The 19,105-nt window shown below is 66.4% G+C and carries 18 protein-coding genes; 8 read left to right on the top strand and 10 right to left on the bottom strand.

The features are described 5' to 3' along the window. The first annotated feature begins 100 nt into the window (after positions 1-100). The 5 genes from ACWEWT_RS19475 (at position 101) to ACWEWT_RS19455 (ending at position 3,474) form a co-directional block, all read left to right on the top strand. On the top strand, positions 101-292 hold the full coding sequence (locus ACWEWT_RS19475) for a PspC domain-containing protein (RefSeq protein WP_063129220.1): 192 nt from the start codon (positions 101-103) through the stop codon (positions 290-292). 140 nt (positions 293-432) lie between these two features. Continuing rightward, on the top strand, positions 433-876 hold the full coding sequence (locus tag ACWEWT_RS19470) for a DUF6802 family protein (RefSeq protein ID WP_452560719.1): 444 nt from the start codon (positions 433-435) through the stop codon (positions 874-876). 16 nt (positions 877-892) lie between these two features. Further along, positions 893-1,213 (top strand): hypothetical protein, encoded by a 321-nt coding sequence (locus tag ACWEWT_RS19465; protein ID WP_452560718.1) that lies wholly within the window; start codon positions 893-895, stop codon positions 1,211-1,213. Between the two features lie 5 nt (positions 1,214-1,218). Next, positions 1,219-2,886, top strand: a complete 1,668-nt coding sequence (locus ACWEWT_RS19460) for a hypothetical protein (protein ID WP_452560716.1) — start codon at positions 1,219-1,221, stop codon at positions 2,884-2,886. Positions 2,887-2,943: 57 nt separating this feature from the next. Then, complete coding sequence (locus ACWEWT_RS19455; protein WP_452560714.1) at positions 2,944-3,474, top strand: hypothetical protein; 531 nt, start codon at positions 2,944-2,946, stop codon at positions 3,472-3,474. Positions 3,475-3,599: 125 nt separating this feature from the next. On the opposite strand, the gene ACWEWT_RS19450 is transcribed toward ACWEWT_RS19455, so the two are convergent. The 3 genes from ACWEWT_RS19450 to ACWEWT_RS19440 are packed head-to-tail and all read right to left on the bottom strand — an operon-like array spanning position 3,600 to position 5,560. Then, positions 3,600-4,517, bottom strand: coding sequence for a hypothetical protein (locus ACWEWT_RS19450; protein WP_452560712.1), 918 nt, complete (start codon positions 4,515-4,517; stop codon positions 3,600-3,602). Further along, positions 4,514-4,852, bottom strand: coding sequence for a type VII secretion target (locus ACWEWT_RS19445; RefSeq protein WP_452560710.1), 339 nt, complete (start codon positions 4,850-4,852; stop codon positions 4,514-4,516). The genes ACWEWT_RS19450 and ACWEWT_RS19445 overlap by 4 nt, the downstream gene beginning before the upstream one ends. 3 nt (positions 4,853-4,855) lie before the next feature. Further along, positions 4,856-5,560 (bottom strand): YbaB/EbfC family nucleoid-associated protein, encoded by a 705-nt coding sequence (locus ACWEWT_RS19440; RefSeq protein WP_452560708.1) that lies wholly within the window; start codon positions 5,558-5,560, stop codon positions 4,856-4,858. A gap of 300 nt (positions 5,561-5,860) precedes the next feature. Here ACWEWT_RS19440 and ACWEWT_RS19435 point away from each other — a divergent pair, with 300 nt between their 5' ends. Beyond that, on the top strand, positions 5,861-6,319 hold the full coding sequence (locus tag ACWEWT_RS19435; protein ID WP_452560707.1) for a hypothetical protein: 459 nt from the start codon (positions 5,861-5,863) through the stop codon (positions 6,317-6,319). 225 nt (positions 6,320-6,544) lie between these two features. Here the strand turns inward: ACWEWT_RS19435 and ACWEWT_RS19430 are convergent, their stop codons facing one another. The 6 genes from ACWEWT_RS19430 to ACWEWT_RS19405 form a co-directional block, all read right to left on the bottom strand. After that, positions 6,545-7,735 carry an NAD(P)/FAD-dependent oxidoreductase gene (locus ACWEWT_RS19430; protein WP_452560705.1) on the bottom strand — a complete coding sequence of 397 codons (1,191 nt, stop codon included), beginning with the start codon at positions 7,733-7,735 and terminating at the stop codon, positions 6,545-6,547. A gap of 160 nt (positions 7,736-7,895) precedes the next feature. Beyond that, positions 7,896-8,897: a formamidase gene (locus ACWEWT_RS19425; protein ID WP_452560704.1), complete on the bottom strand. Its 1,002-nt coding sequence runs from the start codon at positions 8,895-8,897 to the stop codon at positions 7,896-7,898. Next, on the bottom strand, positions 8,894-10,384 hold the full coding sequence (locus ACWEWT_RS19420; protein ID WP_452560703.1) for an amidase: 1,491 nt from the start codon (positions 10,382-10,384) through the stop codon (positions 8,894-8,896). Before ACWEWT_RS19420 ends, ACWEWT_RS19425 begins: the two co-directional genes overlap by 4 nt. Continuing rightward, positions 10,381-11,733 carry a cytosine permease gene (locus ACWEWT_RS19415; RefSeq protein WP_452560702.1) on the bottom strand — a complete coding sequence of 451 codons (1,353 nt, stop codon included), beginning with the start codon at positions 11,731-11,733 and terminating at the stop codon, positions 10,381-10,383. The genes ACWEWT_RS19420 and ACWEWT_RS19415 overlap by 4 nt, the downstream gene beginning before the upstream one ends. A 77-nt stretch (positions 11,734-11,810) precedes the next feature. After that, the gene (locus ACWEWT_RS19410) at positions 11,811-13,988 is read right to left on the bottom strand and encodes an amidase family protein (protein ID WP_452560700.1); all 2,178 of its coding nucleotides are present in this window, start codon (positions 13,986-13,988) and stop codon (positions 11,811-11,813) included. Positions 13,989-14,266: 278 nt separating this feature from the next. Continuing rightward, a complete protein-coding gene (locus ACWEWT_RS19405) occupies positions 14,267-15,151 on the bottom strand; it encodes a poly(ethylene terephthalate) hydrolase family protein (protein ID WP_452560698.1) in 885 nt (294 codons plus the stop codon). A 36-nt stretch (positions 15,152-15,187) separates the two neighbouring features. Here ACWEWT_RS19405 and glmS point away from each other — a divergent pair, with 36 nt between their 5' ends. Beyond that, positions 15,188-17,071: a glutamine--fructose-6-phosphate transaminase (isomerizing) gene (gene glmS / locus ACWEWT_RS19400; protein ID WP_452560697.1), complete on the top strand. Its 1,884-nt coding sequence runs from the start codon at positions 15,188-15,190 to the stop codon at positions 17,069-17,071. A 33-nt stretch (positions 17,072-17,104) separates the two neighbouring features. On the opposite strand, the gene ACWEWT_RS19395 is transcribed toward glmS, so the two are convergent. Beyond that, positions 17,105-17,509 carry a cupredoxin domain-containing protein gene (locus ACWEWT_RS19395; RefSeq protein WP_452560695.1) on the bottom strand — a complete coding sequence of 135 codons (405 nt, stop codon included), beginning with the start codon at positions 17,507-17,509 and terminating at the stop codon, positions 17,105-17,107. 57 nt (positions 17,510-17,566) lie between these two features. On the opposite strand from ACWEWT_RS19395, the gene ACWEWT_RS19390 reads away from it, so the two are divergent. Next, positions 17,567-19,030, top strand: a complete 1,464-nt coding sequence (locus ACWEWT_RS19390; protein WP_452560693.1) for an NAD(P)H-hydrate dehydratase — start codon at positions 17,567-17,569, stop codon at positions 19,028-19,030. The last annotated feature ends 75 nt before the right edge of the window (positions 19,031-19,105 follow it).

Genomic DNA, 19,105 nt, shown 5'->3' with positions numbered 1-19,105 from the left:
CCCCGGAAATCAGGGTGCGGGTCGGTAGCGCTACCGATGCGGGCACCCGGTGGCGGTGCGGATAGTGGAAGGTGTAGCAACCGCGATCGAAAGGACCGCCATGACCGCCCCCGCACGCCGTTTCACCCGTTCCACCGCCGATAAGTGGATCGGCGGAGTCTGCGGCGGCATCGCCGAGTACTTCGGCTGGAGCTCCGGTATCGTCCGGCTGCTGTTCGTGGTCTCCTGTGTGCTGCCCGGCCCGCAGTTCCTGATCTATCTGGCGCTGTGGATCTTCATGCCCAAACGCTGATCACCGCGGCCGGGCCGGGCCTGGTTCGTATCGGCCGTAACCCTCTGTGCCCCATAGCCGCCACCAGCCCCGTTCCTGTCCAGGAGCGGGGCTGCGCTGTACCGTCGAGGATGGAAAGATGAACGGGAAAAGTTGTTCCCGTGCTCGACCCGTGGAGCTCAGGAGAATCCGTGCCTGCACCAGGAGAGTTCCCCGGCATCGGTAGGCCGAGTTCCGAGGCGTCCTCGTCGCCGGACATTCCGGGTCCGGTGGAGCTGGAAACAGCGACCGGGACCTCGACGGCGACGGCCGTCCTCGATACCTTCATCACCGACAGCTCGGACTCCATGAGTGTCCGGACCGATACGGATCTCGACGGTTACGACCGGTCGAGCGTGGTGGAGAACGACGGCGGCTACTCTGCCCGGGAGTACCATCGCAACCTGGACGGGTCCGGGGATCGGCGGCAGACGGACAAGGAAAATGGGGGAGTAGGCAGGTATCGAACGCTCGGGGGTTGGGAACCGGATCTCGAGCGGGCGCGTCGAATCAGTAACAGTGCAGCTCGGCCGAACGGGGTGGTCCCGGTTGGGGACGGGCCATGACGGAGGGGAGCGATCCGTGAGTACCAATCCGCAATCGACAGTAGGGGCGGACCCCGACGGAATGGGGCAGCTGGCCAACAAGTTCAGGGCAAGCGCGACGGTAGTCGGTAAGCAGCCTGCCAAGGTAGACGAGAACATGATCGAGGTGGGGGATGCCGGGTACGGCTTCAAGAAACAGGGGGAGGATATTCACCGCGGTCTGGAGAAAGTGAAATCGCGGTTGAGTAATTGGTCGGAAGCAGGCCAACTGACCGGAGACGGGATAGCTCGGGGTTCGGCCGAGTATTCGAATACGGATCGGGAGAATTCCAACGAAACCGAAAAGGCGGCGAGCTGACCCTCATGACTGTTACCGAAGGTATGACGGTCGATCAGCTGCTCGTGGAGGGGTCGAAAGGTCTTACATTTTTCGAGGAGTTCGAATCTTCGTATCTTCGTTATGTGAACACCCCGTCCGTTGATCTCCCCAGGTACAAAGATCTGCACGAGAAGTTTTATCAGACCAATGGATTGAAGGAACAGCCCTTTCAGGACGCGGCGACCGCCCTGCAGAACATCATCGACTCCGCGGAACCCGAACGGGTTGCGCAAGAAGGTCTTCTTCAGGGCCTTCCCTCGGTGTGGTCGGGTCCGGCGGCAGCCAATGCCGTGGATATGATCAGTTCCCAGCTCACGCTGGCAGCGGAAGATCTTACGGCCATTCGAAAGATTCAAGGGCTGCTCAACGATGCGCCCAAGGCATTGAGCTCGGCGGTCAGGATCGCGGCCGTGGCTGCCGATGCTGTGCTGTGGCAGGGTGGGCAGCTCAGGGTCGATGGGAAGAACAAGGATGAGGTCGACACGATCATCCAGGGTTACGAGGGCATAGGTGTATCGACCACTCTCAACGGCGGTAGCGCAATTTCGAAGCTCGCTAGAATATTCCCCGAATTGGAGCCGACCGGTCTAGGGGAAAATATTGCGGCCGGTCTCGTTCTGGGTGGACCGGGCGGCTATAACGATAAAGTCAAAGAAACCTGCCGTAAATGGCTGGATGGAATATTCAGGCCACAGTACGAAGGTAAGGCAAGAGATTTTCGCACAGCCTGTGAAATGGCGAACTCTGCCGTCGAGAGCGCATTCGCGGCGATCATCCCGGCATTCGACGAACTGGGAGAAGCCCCTTACCCCTGCCCTGAGGGTGTACAGCAAACATCCGAAGATCCGGGAACGCCGACAACCACTACTCCGGGTGCGCCTACCGGCACGGGGACTCCTTCCACTACCACGACGCCTTCCACTACCACGACGCCCTCCACTACCACGACGCCTTCTACCACCGACACGGACAACCCTCTGTCGGCTCTTTCCGAGTTGGGTACACAACTGGCGTCGTCGGGCCTGGGTACTCAGATTTCCGAGGGTCTCGGCCAATTGGTGAGTGCGGCGACCGAGCAGGTCACCAATACACTGGAACAACTCCGGGAAGATGCCGAACAACAGGTGGATCTGGATGGTGACGGCCAGCCGGACCTGGATGCCGACGGTGACGGCCGGCCCGATCTGGATACCGACGGTGACGGTCGGCCCGACGAGCCGGGCGAGCCTGCGGCGGAGGAAGGCAAAGGGGTCGAGCTGGATGGTAAAGAGTACAAGCTCGAACTCGGACCGGACGGCCGGTTGCAGCTGGTGGTTTCCGGCGCGGAGGGCGAGCCGCAGACCTATCAGGTCCGAATAGGCCCAGACGGCAAGCCGGTCGTTGTTACCGATGAAGAGGCATCCCCGGAGGAGCCCGAGAGGCAAGGGGAGAACGAATCGGCACAGGAGCCACCCGCAGGGCAGCCGACCGTACCTCCCGGTATGCCGGCCGGGAACAAAGAAGAGGACGGCGAACATTATCCGCAGCCGTACCCGGCCGAGCCCGAGGAAGAGAACGATCAACAAGAGGAAACGGGGCAGCCTGCGAGTGATCCACCCCCTGCGCCGCCGGTCGACACCGGTGCCCAGCTGGCCGAGGCAGGGCCACTGTGAGCCGTCGAGCAGTGATGGAAAACCGTTCTCTGACATCTCTACCGTGGGGGTTCAGTGATGGCGAGTGAACTCGAACGTATCGCCGAGGACTGCCGCCTGCGGGCTGCCGAGATTGTTCACCGACTGGACGAACTCAACGAACGTACTGCGGCCAAGAGCCGCGAACTCGCGGAGGATTCTGCTTCCGCCATGCGTGAGTTCTGGCAGGAGATGGCCGAAAAACAGCAGGGGGATCGGTCGGCCGGTCCGGATGGGCAAGGCGACAAGGGCAATGAGCAGTCGCACGCAGTGGGCCGCCGGCCCGACGTCGAGTCGCTTCAGCTGCTGGACGCCGAGAGTAAAGGCCCGGACGAGGAGCAGCTGCGGAGGCGGCAGGCGATGGTACGGCCGGTTGGGGACGCGGGTGTACCGGTGCAATCGAGTTACGAGGGCGACCACAGAACGGGGGCAACCTCGGATGAATTCGATCGACGCGAAGCGATCGCACGCTCGGCTGCCGCTCGCCGTAGAAACAGTGTCGTCGCACCGATCGACGACGACGGTGATGACGAAGCCGAGTACTACCGGCGCAACAGCTGGCTGGTCTGAGCCGCCCGCCCGTACCCGGGTTCCGGGGGCCGTCGTGGCGCGCCCGGTGATGTTCGCGCGGCGGTGGATATCGGGATCACCGGCGGCGGCCGTTGCCGCACCGGTGATTCCGGGGCGCGGACCGGCTACGTTGCCGCCGCGGGCTCCTCGCCGTCGCCGATCAGGGAGTTCCACGTGTCGGCAATGTTCACGGAGTTCCACCAGCTGGTAACGAGGGGTGCCAGATTCTGGAGGACCTTGGCGAGTGGCTCGCGATACGTGTCGAAGCTGTAGATCACATCTTTGAGCTTCTGCAGGTAGGTCATGGTGTCCAGGCTGCTCTTGGCGAGCTTCGCCAGGAACGAGGCGATCACATGCCCCGCCGCGGCGCCTGCGGTGACCGCCAGCTCGATCGTGTATCCGATGGCCGCGCCGAGCAGTGCCGCGATGATATCGCGTACCAGATCCCGAACGATGGCAATGACTTTCGCAGCGATCTCCATCTGTTTGCCGAGCGAGGCGGCGACGGCCGCGGCGGAGTCGATCGCGGTGAGGACCTCGGCGGCATGGGTGCGGTACGCCTCGCCGGCACTACCGGACCACGTGCTGATGTCCTGCTCGATGGTGGTCTGCCAGCTGGTCTTCATAGTGGAGAGTTCGTCCGAAATCGCCTGCCACGATTTCATATACCCTTCCACGATCACGGGGTTGCCGGAGAGCTCCTCGTAGGACTGTCTCAGCGGCTCGATATGCTCCAGCATCCATTTGGCGACCTGGGTTCCCGCGAAACCGAACGGATCTTTGATCGCGTCGGCAACGGAAAACGCGGTACCGATCGCACCGCCGACCGCCTCACCGTAGGAGGCGTTTCGCAGGTTTCCGTAGACATCCCACGCGTCGCCCGCGGCGGTACCTTTGAGTACGCCCAGACCGCCCGTGTTCTGGTCGCCTTCGAGCCCGACATTGGACAGCCAGGAGACATCCTCCTGGAAGTAGGCATTGGTGTGGTGGGAATCCTTGTCGATGATTTCGTTCGCGGGCGGCGCTGCGTCGTCGAAGCTCATCGGGATTCTCCGATCGTCGCCTGTAGTCCCTGCAGAGTCGTGGCGAACGAGCCGTCCGCGTCTTCGAAGGATGTCGCCGTCGCCTTCAGCTTCTCCGGTACCTGGGCGGCACGTTCGGCAACTGCGCGGATCAACTCGATATTCGATCGATGGTTGTCCTCGAAGAGCCAGGTCATCAGTGGCCGTAGCAAGGCGCCGTATCCGTCGTCCGCCGAGGCGAGATAGTTCGCGGCTTCGAGACATTGGTCGAGGCTGCCCATGAGCGCTTCGACTCGGTCCGCGTGATTTCGTACTTCGCCGGGATCGACCGAGACGCTGTCAGGATTGTCGGTCATCGCTCACTCCAACCATGATTTCCGCCGGTAGTACTCATCCTCTTCGTCGGGTTCCTCCGGAGTGACGACCTGGTCGCGGCCGGGTTTGCGGTGTGCCGGAGGCGATGTGGAATCCCATGTGGATGGCATCGGACGATGCTGGGCGGAATACGGATCCGCGGTCGGCTGGGAAGGCGCGGAGCCCCATACGGGTGACGGCCGACGATCCTGAGGGGGGTGCGGGTCAGCGGTCTGCGGGGTCGGTGTGGAGTCCCATGTGGGTGTCGCCGGTCGGTGCTGAGGGGAATACGGGTCGGTCGGTGGCGGACCGGAATCCGGCGACGTCGTCGCGCCCGGTTCCGGCTCCGGGAAACGCCGGTTGAACCCGTCGATGAGGGCGGCACCGGCCGGATCCTCGCCGACGATATCCTGCACCATTCCGGCCACGCCCGGCCCGAGTTTTCCCTGCGCCCGCCGCATACACGACAGGATCTCGGCGGAGAGCACACGCGAATCCATCTCCCGCACACCCGGTGCGAGATCGATCGCCGTCGGGACCCCACTGCTGTCCACGGTTACGCTGACTCGTCCACCGGCGCCCGTATCTGTCGCAGTCAGGGCCGTCATCCGCTCCTGTAGTTCGGCGAACCGCTGAGCTCTCCGCTCCGCATCGGCGGCCATCTGCGCGAACCCCGCTATCGCGCCGTCCAGATCCAGCTCGGCGGCCATCGACACCTTCCCCCTGACGGAACGTTTCAGCTCGCTCGACCCAGCGACGAAAAAAGTTGAGCGCGAATCGATTCGGGATCCTACGTCTCGGATCGGAGCCGATCAATTCCGGTGGGACCGGTTGTCCCGTCGAATGCGGCGTTCCAGGTCTGCCTCGATCCAGCGATTAGTGTGCCATCAGGCGGAGTCCCGGATCGACCGGGCTACCCGCTTGCCGCCGGAGCCGCCGGCGCGGGAGCGCTTGTGGGCTCGGTGGTGGCGACGACGTGCTCGGCCGGGGCGTTGTGTCATGATTGCCCGATGAGTCTGGGGGATGTCCTCGGGTTGACGACCGCGCCCAATTTTTTGCCGAAATATCATGGGGACGAAGGTGATACGCGGTATCCGTCGCCGCGCGGCCTGCGGTCGCTGGGCGCCATATCGATCGACCTGGTCCTGATGATCGGCTCGGCCCTCGTCCCGATCCTCACGGTGATGGCGCTGCAGGCGAAGACGGATATCGAAATTCCGCGGGCATTCGGCTCGGTGCTGATGCTGATACCGGTCTTCGTCATCGTCGGCAATATGTTCCTGTTGCGTAAATGGGTGCACGCGAGTGTCGGAAAACTGGTCTTCGGGCTGGTGGAGATACGCGGTAGCGACGGTGGATGGCCCGGTTGGCGCGATATCTTGTGGGGAGAGAAGCGAGATCGCGAGGGCGTGCCCAATATCGTGCGAGTCCGCCGCTGCGATGTTCGTCGCGCCCGTGGATCGGACTGATGAGGCGACGTACGGACAGCTCGCGTGTGAGCCTCGACCCGGTCGTCGGAGGCGATGATCTGCGCGACAGTGCAGAGGGTATTCCACTGCGGGACGCCGACGATCCACAGTGCGGTGCAGGATCACCAGTTCTCCAGCGCTGTTCGTACAGCGGCGGTGTCCGCGGGGCGGGCACCGCCGCATAGCGGGTGCTGCCGAGATGACAAGCCGGTGTGGCGACGAGTGCTAGGCGACCGGCGCCGCCGCGTTGTCGCGCTGGGCCTGCAGCAGCTGCGGCCGGTGTTTGCCGTCCTTGAACCAGTGATGTGAGCCCGGCTTGCGCGCCTCGGTCGCCAGATGCTGGATACCTGCCTTGCAGGCGAATTCCTTGAGCTTCTTGCCCATGAGCCCGCTGAAGTACAGGCGCATGGCGGTCTCGTCCTTGTGGCCGAGCTGGTAGATCCCGGCATCCCGCCCGAAGCTGAGGCACATGGCGGGGAACGACATGTCGATCGGCGAAGGCTGTTCACCCGCGATACGGTGCAGCAGGGTGTCGGCGGCGTGTGCGCCCAGGCAGTACGCGGTGTAGGCGCTCATCCGGAACGGCAGGTCCGAGGGGGCCGACGAGTCACCCGCTGCCACAATGCGTTCGTCGTCGACGCTGGTCAGAGTCTCGTCGGTGAGCAGGCGCCCGGCGGCATCGGTGCTCAGTCCACTGCCGGCGGCCAGGTCGGGCACATCGAAGCCCGCCGTCCAGATCGTGACTTCACTCGCCAGGCTCCGGCCGTCGCCGAGCTCGACGGAATCCCGGGTGACCGCCGTGACCTTCGCGTCGGCCCCTTCGATCACGGTTACTCCCAGCCGGGCCATGTACTTGCGGGCCGTGCGCCGGGCCTTCGGGTGCAGGTACGGGCCGAGAACGCCGCCGGAGACCAAGGTGACTGTGCGTCCCTGTCCGGCCAGCTCCGCGGCGGTCTCGATACCGGTGGGGCCGGCCCCGATCACCGTTACCGCCGCCGTCATGGGCTTGTCGAAGAGTATCGACCGCAGTTGCTGCGCTGCCTCCAGAGTGGCGACCGGGTGAGCGAACTCGGCCGCGCCCGGCACCCGTGCCACCGCGCCGGTGCTGCCCACCGCGTAGATCAGATAGTCGTAGTCGATGGTGCCGCCGCCGGCGAGGGTTACGTTGCGCCCGGTCGCGTCGATCCGCGTGACACTGTCGACTACCCGGTGGATACCGTCGGCGAGGATTTCCTGATAATCGACGACCGCGTCGTGAGTTCCGCCCACCAGCTGGTGCAGCCGCAGTCGCGGGACGAAGACCTCGCGCGGATTGATCACGGTCACCGTCACGTCGTCCCGCTGCGTCAGGCGATTGGCCGCCATCACTCCGGCGTATCCGCCGCCGATCACCACTACGTCGATGTTCTTGTTCACGGTGTCTCCTTCTTCGAGGGTTCGAATACAAGACAACGTGGCTTCGAGAATCCTGACAGTATGTGATGTGGATCACTACTCGGTTGGTCTGCGGTTCATCCCGCGGTCGTGGACTGTGGGGTCGTCGAGGGCGGCCGCTCGCGTGACACCGGCGCTGGACTCAGCGCGCACGCACCTCGGCCGGAACACCCCAGCCCGCGCCTGTCCCGTCCACATGCCGGATCTCGGATTCCCACGGCACCGCGTACGTGCCGGACACCAGATCCCGCATGAATGTGTACGGGCAGTCCCGGGCTCCGCCCTCGACAGCCGAGTATCCCCGGTGACCGAGTTGGTAGATATTGTTCTCCACACCCCAGGTCTGCCGGGCCTGATCCGCACGTGCCGGGACGACCTCCGCTGTGACCACCCGATCGGGCGTCCCGTCTCCCCGCACCAGAACGGTGCCGTCGATATCGCACACCATCGCCTCGCCGTGGGACCAGATATTGTTCTGGTCCGGGCCGGCCAGCGCCACCGAGACGGTGTACGCCAGATTCTGGAAGGCGTTCGCCTGATTGGTGATCTGCCACGCCTGCCGGATCGGATAGGTGTATCCCGCCGTCCGCAGAATGACGTTCGCGCCCTGGTAGGCGGCCTCGCGCGCCATCTCGGGCAACATCCCGTCGTGACAGATGATCAGCGCCAGCTTGGACCCCGCCGGCCCATCGCATACCGGGATACCGAGGTCACCCGGTGCCCACGGTTCGGCGGGTACCCAGGGATGCATCTTGCGGTAGTAGAGACGTTCCCGGCCCGTGTCGTCGATGATGATTCCGCTGTTCCAGGGCGCACCGTCCGGGTTTCGCTCCATGATCGAGAAGCAGCCCCACACCCCGGCTTCGCGGCAGGCAGCGGCCAGTACCGCCATCTCGGGTCCGTCCCGGTCGCACAGCATGGCGTTGTCGAGCCAGGTCTGCGGATTCAGCCCGTTGATGCTGTACTCCGGTACGACCACCAGATCGATTGTGGGCATCCCGATCTTGGCGCGTCGCACGATGCCCGCCAGCCGCTCGGCGGTCGCCAGCAGATCGCCGGGTTCGTGAATCGTGGGGACCTGGGCCTGAACCAAGCCCAGGACCAGTGCGCCCGGTGTCGGGTTGAGTCCGTCGAGTCCGGTCATCGTAGGAGGTTCTCCTCTGGTGTCGTGCCGGTTGCCGATGCGCCGGGCCACCGGTGGTGCCACGGCCGTTCCCGCTCGAAGAGGGCGCCCGCCGCGAGCACCGCGGCGTCGCCCAGATGGGGTCCGACGATCTGCAATCCGACGGGTAATCCGTCGGCGGTGAATCCCGCGGGGACCGAGAGGGCGGGTTGCCCGGACCAGTTGAAGATATTCAGGAATCCCAGCCAGCTGCCGGAATCCACCATCCGGCCGTCGATCAGTTCGGGCCCCTGGATGCCGATCGGGAACGCGGGTACGGCCAGGGTCGGTGTGATGAGGAGGTCGTAGTTCTGCATGAACCGCCACAGCTGATTGACCACCCGTTTGCGCATCATCTGCGCGGTGGTGAATTCCTCTGCCGTCCAACGGCGTTCGATCAGTTCGACGAGGTGGGGTGACATCCGGTCGCGATGCTGTGCCACGAGCTCGCGCATCCCGACCAGATCACTGTCGGCCATCACGATCGACCAGATGTAGGACCGGGGGTCGTCGATTCCGGGATCGGCCTCGACCACCGTCGCGCCCAGTTTCGCGAACGTCTCGACCGCCGCGCCGACGACCGATCGGACGCGGGGATCGACCGGGAGATAGCCGAGGTCCGCCGAATAGGCGATTCTCTTACCGGTCAGGTCCTGGGCGGGGTCGGCGGAAACCGCTCCGCGCCAATCGACGTCACCGGCGGGTAGCGAATGTCTGTCGCGTGGATCCGGGCCCGCGATCACCGACATGAGGAGGGCCGCGTCCGCGACCGAGCGCGTGATCGGGCCGATGTGTTCGATCGTCTCCCAGCTCGACATACCGGGGAATCGCTCGTCGCGGCACCCGGGGTAGAGCGGGACCCGGCCCATCGATGCCTTGAATCCGACCAGGCCGCACAGGGATGCGGGTATCCGGACGGACCCACCGCCGTCGCTGCCCAGCGCGAGTGGCGCCATACCGGTGGCGACCGCCACCGCGGAGCCCGCCGACGATCCACCGGGCGTCAGTTCCGGGTTCCACGGATTACGGGCCGGCGGTGATACCGGACTGTGGCCGGCCGCGCTGTAACCGAATTCCGGAACCGTCGTCTTGCCCAGGATCACCGCGCCGGCGTTCTTGATACGTTCCACGACGATATCGTCTTCGTCGGGAATCCAGTCCCCGTAGACGACCGACCCGTTCCGGGTGGGTATCCCCGCGGTGGCTATCAGATCTTTGACGGCGATCGGAACACCGGCGAGTGGTCCCGGATCGTCGCCGCGGGCGAAGGCGGCGTCCACCTCGGCGGCCTTCGCCCGCGCCGGCCCGTCGGTACGTTCGACGAACGCGTGCAGGGTGTCGTCGAAGGCGTCGACCGAGGTGAGCGCGCTTTCGACGACCTCGGACGCGGTGACCGCCCCGTTCCGGATCAACGCGGCGATCTCGACCGCGGATGCGCCCGCCAGATCGGTTTCGGAGGTGATCGTCATCGTGCCACCTCGGTTTCGGTCGTGCTGTCGGCGGTGGTGCTGCTGATCCGGTCCGGTACGACTGCCTCGACGACCAGGTAGGCGACGGCCGCGCACACCATTCCGACAATGGCTTCGCTGAGCTGTGGTGCCCAGTGGTGCACCGCGTAGGCACAGGCCGCGCCGATGACCCAGGCCGCGAAGGGTTCGACCCGGAAACCGGTGAGTGTTCGCGTCGCGGCCCGACGAGTGATCAACTGATCGACGATGAGCACGGCGCCGATCGAGGGTACGAAGATGCCGAGCAGGTTCAGCCAGGTGCTGAAATGGCTCCATACTCCGGCGAGTGCGATCACCACACCGATGGCACCCAGCACGATGGTCAGCAGCCGCATCTTCGATCCGGTGAGCTGGCTCCAGCCGACGGCGCCGTTGTAGAGGCAGTGCGCGCACACCGATCCCAGATTGACGAAGACGAAGACGACCGCGAGGACCGTCAGTACCGCACCGTGTCCGGTCAGAATCGGCAGGAAGTCACCGCCGTTCGCGGCCGGATCGACCGCGGCGCCCGCGGCCACGATGATCGCACCGACGATCATCGCGATGGCATTCGCGACGGGGAAGGCGCTGAAGGTGGCGACCACCGCCTCTTTACCGCTCCGGGACCAGCGGGTGAAATCGGCGGTCATCGTTCCCGAGTCGACGAATCCGGCGACGACGATCGTGACCGCCGCGCCGATCGAGAGGACCGTCGCGTTACCGGCGCCCTGATACGAGGTGATCGACCCGATACCGTCGGTGCGCGTCGCGATCACGACCGCGACGATCCCGAGGGCGATGAACAACGGTGCCGCGACGAGGCCGATGACGGTCAATGCGCGGATCCCGATGAAGGTGATGCCGATGTACAGGATCCCGGCGACCAGGGCGAGCAGGGTGGCATTCCAGCCGAGCGATGTCTCCAGGGTCGCTCCGGTCAATCCGGTCTGGAAGGCGAACCAGCCGATGACGACGGTCGACAGGAACCCCGCCACGATCTTCGCCCCGGTGCGCCCGAACGTTTCGGCCGCGCTGAGCGCGAAGTTCTTCCCGGTCCTACCCGCCAGATAGGACAGCGCGCCGACGTAGGCGAACAGGACGAGGTTGCCGATCAGGATGGACAGGACTCCCTTCCAGAAGCCCAGGCCGTAGGCGATCGTTCCGCCGAAGATGGCGGAGGTGAGGACCATCGGGAATCCGAACCACACCGCCGATACGGAGAGCACCGATCGGCGATGCGATCCGGGGACGGGTTCGTTCTCGAACTCCTCCTCGAGACCGCCGTGTTTGCCGGGTTCCACGGCAGGGGGTAATTCGGTACGCGTTGTCATGCGGGTCCATCCTCGATCGAAAAGAGTTGTGCGCCGAAGCGCTCGCCCAGGTCACCGTTGACGTGGAGAATCTGTGGTCAACCGGCCGTTCGGGTGGTCGGTGCCGCCGGCCGCCGCGGGCTCGCGGCCAGCTCCCACGCCCGCGCGAAGCGCAGCAACGCGAGTTCCGACATCGGCCGGCCCAGCACCTCCAGACCGATCGGGAGACCGGAATCGGTGAACCCGGCGGGGATGCTCATCGCCGGTAGCGAGGTCTGGGAGGCGATCACGGTGTTCGTCGGAAAGTCCAGGGCGGTCCAGCGTTTCGCCTCGAGCTCGGCGCGGGTCGGGGCCGGGACCTGAACCGTGGGATAGACCAGGAAGTCGACGTCGGCCTGCGCCATCATGGCGACGAGGGTGCGTCGCCATTCCTCCTGGCGCAGCCGCCCCCGGAGGTAGGCCGGGTCGTCGCCGGGTTCGTCCGGGCCGGAGACGAGTTCGCCGAACAGATCTGTGAGCGGATGGAAACGCCCGGCGGTCACGATCTCCGCCACCGAGCCGGCCGGCGCGCCGGGGCGCTGAGCCAGGAACTCGTCGATGTCCTTCTTGGAACAGCGTGTGTAGAGGGAGGTTTCCGCTATCCACGATTCCAGGTCCCCGAGGCGCAGTCCTTCCACCACTTCCGTGCCCAGCCCGTCCAGGCGGTCGAGTGCCGACCGGACGACGGCGTTGGTCATCTCCTGTTCGGGACCGGCACCGAATGCGTCCGACAGCACGCCGATCCGGAAGGTGCGCAGTGTTCGCGCATCCACCTCGCCGACCCCGGCGGCATAGTTCCCGATATCGGGGTTCGTTGTCGCGATACCCGTGTACGAGTCGGTGGCGTCGTACCCGGCGATGACGTCGAGGACCGCCGCCAGATCGGTGACCGTACGTGCCATCGGCCCCGGTGTGTCCTGGAAGTGCAGTAGCGGCGAAAAGCCGGTGCGGGAGATGAGTCCGGTGGTGACCCGCAGGCCGAAGAGATTGGTGAAGGAAGCCGGCAGCCGGATCGATCCACCGGTGTCCTCACCGATGCCGACGAGGCACAGGTTCGCGGTCACGGCCGCTGCGGTACCGGCGCTCGAACCACCTGTCTCCCGGTCGGTGTCGTACGGGTTCTTGGTGTGGCCGGTTCGCGACGAGAAGGAGAACCAACCCGCGGCGAAATCGCACAGGGCGGTTTTGCCCAGGATCACCGCGCCCGCCTCCCGGAGATGCCGTACGACCGTGGCATCGGCTTCGGGTACGTATTCGGCGAACACTTCGGATCCGAACGATGTGGGAATATCGCGGGTTTCGCCCTGATCCTTGATCAGGACCGGCACGCCGTGGAGCGGTCCGGCGAACTCGCCCGTTCGCGCGTACTGGTCGTCCAGTCGTTCGGCCTCGCGCAGGGCCGCCGGGTTGACCGTCACCACGGAGTTGAGCTGGAGGCCGTCCGGGTTGCCGGTCGAGTCGATATCGCCGATTCGCGCGAGGTACCAGGCGGTGAGCTTCGCGCTGGTCGTCTCGCCGCGCTCGAGCATGCGGTGCAACGATTCGACCGACAGCTCTTCGTAATTCGCGGCCGCTTCGGTATCTGTTCGGCGGGGTGTGCCGAGCGCGCCGACGATGGCCTCCGCGGTTGTCTCGATGTGATGCCGGGTGGCGTCGAGGAGTTCGTCGAGCTTCCGGTCGATCATCAGCCGGTACATGTGTTCGTGGTCGCGCCGCGCGTCGTCCAGGTTGTGCGGTGCCGAGGCGTAGATCGCCATATACGGCTGGATACGGTCCCAGATGTTGTGGATGAGTTCGATGAGGTAGCGGCTCTGGGCCTGGTCGTACAGGGTCTGATGGAACTTGCGATTGAGTTCACGCCAGGTATCCGGCGTGGTGGCGGGGTCGCTCATCTCGTCGAGAACTGTTCGCATCGCGGCGATACCGACGTCGTCGAGTCGCGCCAGCGCCCATTCGGTGGCGAGTAGTTCCAGGGTCAGCCGGATGGCGAACAGCTGGCGGATCTCGTCCGCGTCCAGCGCCGTCACCGTGACCGCCCGCCGGTCGAACGCGACCAGCCCTTCGAATTGCAGGCGCTTCAGCGCTTCCCGGGTCGGCATGGTCGAGACTCCGGCCGACTGGGCCAGCGACCGGATCGATATACGTGTTCCGGGCTTGATGCGCCCTTCGAGAATCTTTCGGCGGACCTGCTGGTATACCGATTCCGCCATGGTCCGCTCGGTCGATCCGACGGTCATGTGATATCACCTCACCTTCACTGCCCGGCGTGATCACACTCTGGGAAGTCTGGCGTGGTGCAATGTCGCGACTGTTCGGGTTGCGTTACGGCTTTGTGACCGAACTGCCCGGGATCGCGACGCCGAGCCGGAATGCGACCCGCCGGCCGCGGGGCTGTCGGCGATCGCGCAGCGATGAACCACCGAACCGTGGTTTCGGCGGTTCCGGCATGCTGCTCGAGCAGGTCGGGTCGCCGGGCGTGATCGGGTCGGCGGAGAAGGGCTGTTCTGTACAGGCGTTATTTGCGGAGTGTGCGGACCAGCTTGCCCACCGTCGCCGGGTCCGGCGTCGCCGCGGCCTGCCGGCTCGCCTCCTGGTCCAGCAGGGCGGCGGCGGGGTCGATCACATGCGTGTGCTTGATCGAGGTCTCCGGGTCCGCGAACGGCTGGTAGGTCTTGTCGCCGAGCAAGGCGGACAGCAGGAAACCGGTGAGCAGGGCGCGGGTGGCGCGGGAGGTCTTCTCCTCGTGTTTACCGCCGCCGAGCGCGGCCAGCAGGCGGCGGCCCTCGGCGAGTCCGTTGTGACCCGCGCCGTCGAGCGTGCGCAGGATCACCGGACCACCCCAGCCGGCGGCGAGGGGGACCGCGTCCGAACCCGGTGAGTCGATATCGCTCACCCCGGCCAGGATCAGGGCCGGGACCGAGAGATCCCCGGCCACCGAGGTGGCGGCGGGGGAGGTGGGCGCGGGGAACAGCGGAGCGACCGCGGCCACCCGGCGCTGGGCGGCGGCGAGTACCGCCGCGCCCGCTCCCATCCCATGCCCGGCCAGAGCGAGACGTTCGGGGTGCACGGTGAGTGTGCCGTCGCCCAGCCGGACCCCGGTGCAGATATCGAGGGTGGTGAGCAGATCGGTGGCGAGGTTCAGATGAGAGGGCACCGGGCCGCGTTCGGTGTTGGGCGCTGCGGCCACGATTCCCCAGGATGCGAGATGTTCGAGCAGCGTGCGGTAGTTACCGGCGCCGTTCAACCAGCCGTGGCCGAACGCGACGGCCGGTAGGTCCCGGCCGGATTCCGGCGTGTACACCACCCCGGGCTGACCCGCGATGGCAAGATTGCCGCGGAGCACCCGATGCGGGCCGCGGCTGGTCAGAGTGCTCAGAAGTGATTTCACAGACGCCGACACGACGAGAACGTTAGCCGATAAGTAGGCTGGGGAGCCATGTGCGGAATCGTGGGGTACGTCGGGTACCGGGACGCGTTGGGCGTCGTCGTCGCTGCCTTGCGCCGCATGGAGTACCGCGGTTACGACTCCTCCGGGGTGGCGATTCTCGACGGCGACGGTGGTGTGGCGGTCGAGCGGCGCGCCGGCCGGCTGAGCAATCTGGAAGCGGCCCTGGACGGCGCGCATCCGCGCGAGTTCGCGGGCAGTACCGGAATGGGACATACGCGGTGGGCCACCCACGGCGCGCCGACCGATCGCAACGCCCATCCGCACCAGGATGTGAGCGGCAAGGTCGCGGTCGTACACAACGGCATCATCGAGAACTTCGTCCCGCTGCGGCGGGAACTCGAGGACGCCGGGGTCGAACTGCGCAGTGAGACCGATACCGAGGTCGCCGTGCATCTGGTCGCCCGGGCCTACGCCCAGGGGCCGACCGCGGGGGATTTCGAGGCCAGCACGCTATCGGTACTCCGGCGGCTCGAAGGTGCGTTCACGCTGGTCTTCACGCATGCCGACCATCCGGGAAAGATCATCGCGGCGCGTCATTCGACCCCGCTGGTGGTGGGTGTCGGCGAGAACGAGATGTTCATCGCCTCCGATGTCACCGCGTTCATCGAGCACACCCGGGAAGCGGTCGAGCTGGGCGAGGGCCAGGCAGTGGTGATCACCGCCGACGGCTACCGCGTCACCGATTTCGACGGTTCCACCGACGGCGTGAACACTCGGCCGTTCACCATCGACTGGGATCTGGCCGCCGCGGAAAAGGGCGGCCACGACTACTTCATGCTCAAGGAGATCGACGAGCAGCCCGGTGCGGTCGCCGATACTCTCATCGGCCACTTCGACCAGACCCCGAGCCGGGCCGGCCGGATCGTGCTGGACGAGCAGCGCCTCTCCGATCAGGAGTTGCGTGATGTGGAGAAGGTTTTCGTGGTGGCCTGCGGCAGTGCCTACCACTCCGGGCTGGTCGCCAAGTACGCCATCGAACACTGGACCCGGCTGCCGGTCGAGGTGGAGCTGGCCAGCGAGTTCCGCTACCGGGACCCGGTACTGGACCGTTCGACCCTGGTGGTGGCGGTTTCCCAGTCGGGTGAGACGGCCGATACGCTCGAGGCCGTCCGGCATGCCAAGAGTCAGAAGGCTCGGGTGCTGGCGGTCTGTAATACCAACGGCGCGCAGATCCCGCGGGAATCCGACGCGGTGCTCTACACCCGGGCCGGGCCGGAGATCGGGGTCGCCTCCACCAAGGCGTTCCTGGCCCAGGTGACGGCGAACCTGCTGGTCGGGCTGGCGCTGGCGCAGGCGCGCGGTACCAAGTATCCCGATGAGGTGGCCCGCGAGTTCGCCGAGTTGGAGGCCATGCCGAAGCTGGTGGAGCAGGTGCTGGAGACCGCGCCGCAGGTGCGGGCCATCGCCCGGGAGCTGGCGCGCGAGCGCACCATCCTGTTCCTGGGCCGGCACGTCGGGTATCCGGTGGCGCTCGAGGGTGCGCTCAAGCTCAAAGAACTGGCGTATATGCACGCGGAGGGGTTTGCCGCGGGCGAGCTCAAACACGGTCCGATCGCGCTGATCGAGGGCGGACTGCCGGTGATCGTGGTGATGCCGTCGCCGAAGGGCCGTGGGGTGCTGCACTCCAAGCTGCTGAGCAATATCCGCGAGATCCAGGCCCGTGGGGCGCGCACCATCGTGATCGCCGAGGAGGGCGACGATCTGGTGCGCCCGTTCGCCGACGATCTGATCGAGATCCCCTCGGCGCCGACCCTGTACCAGCCGCTGCTGTCGACGGTCCCGCTGCAGATCTTCGCCGCCGAGGTGGCGCAGGCCCGCGGCTACGATGTGGACAAACCGCGCAACCTCGCCAAATCTGTCACCGTGGAATAACCGGAGGTGTAACCGGTTCGCCGGTTACACCTCCTATTTCTCGACCGTGATCGTTCCGCGCATATCCGGGTGGATCGGGCACAGGTAGCGGTATTCGCCGGGCGCGGTGAAGGTGTAACTCCAATCGCCCACTTCGTACAGCGGGCTGTTGATTCCCATCGCTTTGTCGCCGATGCCCTGTACCCCGTGCGGCAGATCGCCGTCGAAATGCCAGGCGACCGTATCGCCGGCGGAGATGGTGATATCGGCCGGTGAGAAGCGATCCTCCTCGACCTCCACCGTGACGGTGGCCTCCCGATCGTCCTGCGAATGTGTGCCGCGGGTATCGGGTTTCGTCGTATCGCCCGCCGGAGAGCCGGAATCGCAGCCGGACAACAGGGCCGCGACGAGGGCGAATCCGGCGGCCGGGACGAGTACGGCGCGGTGAGCTCTGGGCATGGAGGCCAAGCGTAGTCTGCTGGCATCGCTGCCCGTCCCACTGCGGAGGTGTGTCAGGTGATCCAGCCGCGTGGCTACTACACCGCCGACGAAGTGCGTTCGGCCGAGGCCGAGCTGTTCACCAGAGTTCCCGACGGAGTGCCGATGCGCCGTGCCGCCCACGGACTGGCGACGGTGGTGGCGGCCGAACTCCGCGCGCGCAGTGGCGGAGTCGTGGGCCGGTCGGTGGTGCTACTGGTGGGTTCGGGGGACAACGGTGGCGATGCGTTGTGGGCGGGGTCGATGCTGCGGCGGCGAGGTGTCGCCGTGACGGCGGTGCTGCTCAATCCGGCACGGGCGCATGCGGCCGGGTTGGCCGCGTTGCGGCGGACAGGCGGGCGGGTGTGCACCGATCCGGCTGCGGCGGCGGCGGAATCGGCTCGCGCCGATCTGGTCGTGGACGGCATCGTCGGTATATCCGGTCGCGGCCCGTTGCGCCCGGAGGCGGCGCGAATCGTTGCGGAACTGGATGTGCCGATCGTCGCGGCCGATCTGCCGAGCGGTGTCGATCCCGATACCGGCGCGGTATCCGGGCCCGCCGTCCGGGCGGCGGTGACCGTTTCGTTCGGTGCGCTCAAACCGGTGCACGCGCTGGCCGCGTCCCGCTGCGGCCGGATAGAGCTGATACCCATCGGTTTACGGTTGCCCGAGCCGGGGCTGGCCGCGCCGGCTCCCGCGGCGGTGGGGGCGAGCTGGCCCGTTCCGGGGGCCGAGGACGATAAGTACACCCAGGGTGTCACCGGTGTGCACGCCGGTAGCGCGACCTATCCGGGTGCGGCCGTGTTGTGCTCCGGCGCCGCGGTCGCCGCCACGTCCGGGATGGTGCGCTATGTGGGTACCGCCGCGTCGGCGGTGCTCGCGCGGTATCCGGAGGTGATCGCGGTATCGGATCCCGCGGCGGCCGGCCGGGTGCAGTCCTGGGTCTTCGGGCCGGGTTCCGGGACCGACCGCACCGCCCGCGATCAGCTGGCCGCGATCCTGGCCACCGATCTCCCGGTGATCGTCGACGCCGACGGCCTGACGTTGCTGGCGAGCGAACCGGACCTGGTCCGGGGTCGCCCGGCACCCACTGTGCTCACCCCGCACGCGGGGGAGTTCCGCCGGCTCACCGGTGCGGAGCCGGGGCCGGACCGGGTCGCCGCGGTCCGGGAATTCGCCGACTCCTGGCAGGTGACTGTGCTGCTCAAGGGCCGGGCGACCCTGGTCACCGCGCCGGGCCGCGGAGTGCTGGTCAACGAGGCGGGTGGCTCGTGGGCCGCTACCGCCGGGGCCGGCGATGTGCTCTCCGGAGTGATCGGTGCGCTCCTCGCCGCGGGCCGGGACCCGGTGCTCGCCGCGGCCGCCGCGGCGCGGGCACACGCGCTGGCGGCGGGGCTGGCGGCCCACGACAACCCGGGCGGTACCGCCGCTCCGATTTCGGCATCACCGCTGCTGCGCCATCTGCCCGCGGCCATCGCGACATTGCGTGCGCTGTCGGGATGAGCGTGCGCTGTCGGTAGGAGGACGCCGTGGGCGCCGGCCCGGTGCCGACACCGCGTACCCCGCCCCGCCCGAGAT

It is taken from the genome of Nocardia sp. NPDC003963, assembly GCF_053605105.1.
The sequence above is the reverse complement of the archived record's forward strand: the minus strand, read 5'-3'. Positions and strand labels throughout refer to the sequence as shown.

What these genes read in the sequence shown, in the direction of transcription:
- ACWEWT_RS19455 (WP_452560714.1), top strand. Translation starts at nt 2,944, where the DNA reads ATGGCGAGTGAACTCGAACGTATCGCCGAGGACTGCCGCCTGCGGGCT.
- ACWEWT_RS19395 (WP_452560695.1), bottom strand. Translation starts at nt 17,509, where the DNA reads ATGCCCAGAGCTCACCGCGCCGTACTCGTCCCGGCCGCCGGATTCGCC.
- ACWEWT_RS19420 (WP_452560703.1), bottom strand. Translation starts at nt 10,384, where the DNA reads ATGACGATCACCTCCGAAACCGATCTGGCGGGCGCATCCGCGGTCGAG.
- ACWEWT_RS19475 (WP_063129220.1), top strand. Translation starts at nt 101, where the DNA reads ATGACCGCCCCCGCACGCCGTTTCACCCGTTCCACCGCCGATAAGTGG.
- ACWEWT_RS19445 (WP_452560710.1), bottom strand. Translation starts at nt 4,852, where the DNA reads ATGACCGACAATCCTGACAGCGTCTCGGTCGATCCCGGCGAAGTACGA.
- ACWEWT_RS19460 (WP_452560716.1), top strand. Translation starts at nt 1,219, where the DNA reads ATGACTGTTACCGAAGGTATGACGGTCGATCAGCTGCTCGTGGAGGGG.
- glmS (WP_452560697.1), top strand. Translation starts at nt 15,188, where the DNA reads ATGTGCGGAATCGTGGGGTACGTCGGGTACCGGGACGCGTTGGGCGTC.
- ACWEWT_RS19425 (WP_452560704.1), bottom strand. Translation starts at nt 8,897, where the DNA reads ATGACCGGACTCGACGGACTCAACCCGACACCGGGCGCACTGGTCCTG.
- ACWEWT_RS19450 (WP_452560712.1), bottom strand. Translation starts at nt 4,517, where the DNA reads ATGAGCTTCGACGACGCAGCGCCGCCCGCGAACGAAATCATCGACAAG.
- ACWEWT_RS19435 (WP_452560707.1), top strand. Translation starts at nt 5,861, where the DNA reads ATGAGTCTGGGGGATGTCCTCGGGTTGACGACCGCGCCCAATTTTTTG.
- ACWEWT_RS19410 (WP_452560700.1), bottom strand. Translation starts at nt 13,988, where the DNA reads ATGACCGTCGGATCGACCGAGCGGACCATGGCGGAATCGGTATACCAG.
- ACWEWT_RS19440 (WP_452560708.1), bottom strand. Translation starts at nt 5,560, where the DNA reads ATGGCCGCCGAGCTGGATCTGGACGGCGCGATAGCGGGGTTCGCGCAG.
- ACWEWT_RS19415 (WP_452560702.1), bottom strand. Translation starts at nt 11,733, where the DNA reads ATGACAACGCGTACCGAATTACCCCCTGCCGTGGAACCCGGCAAACAC.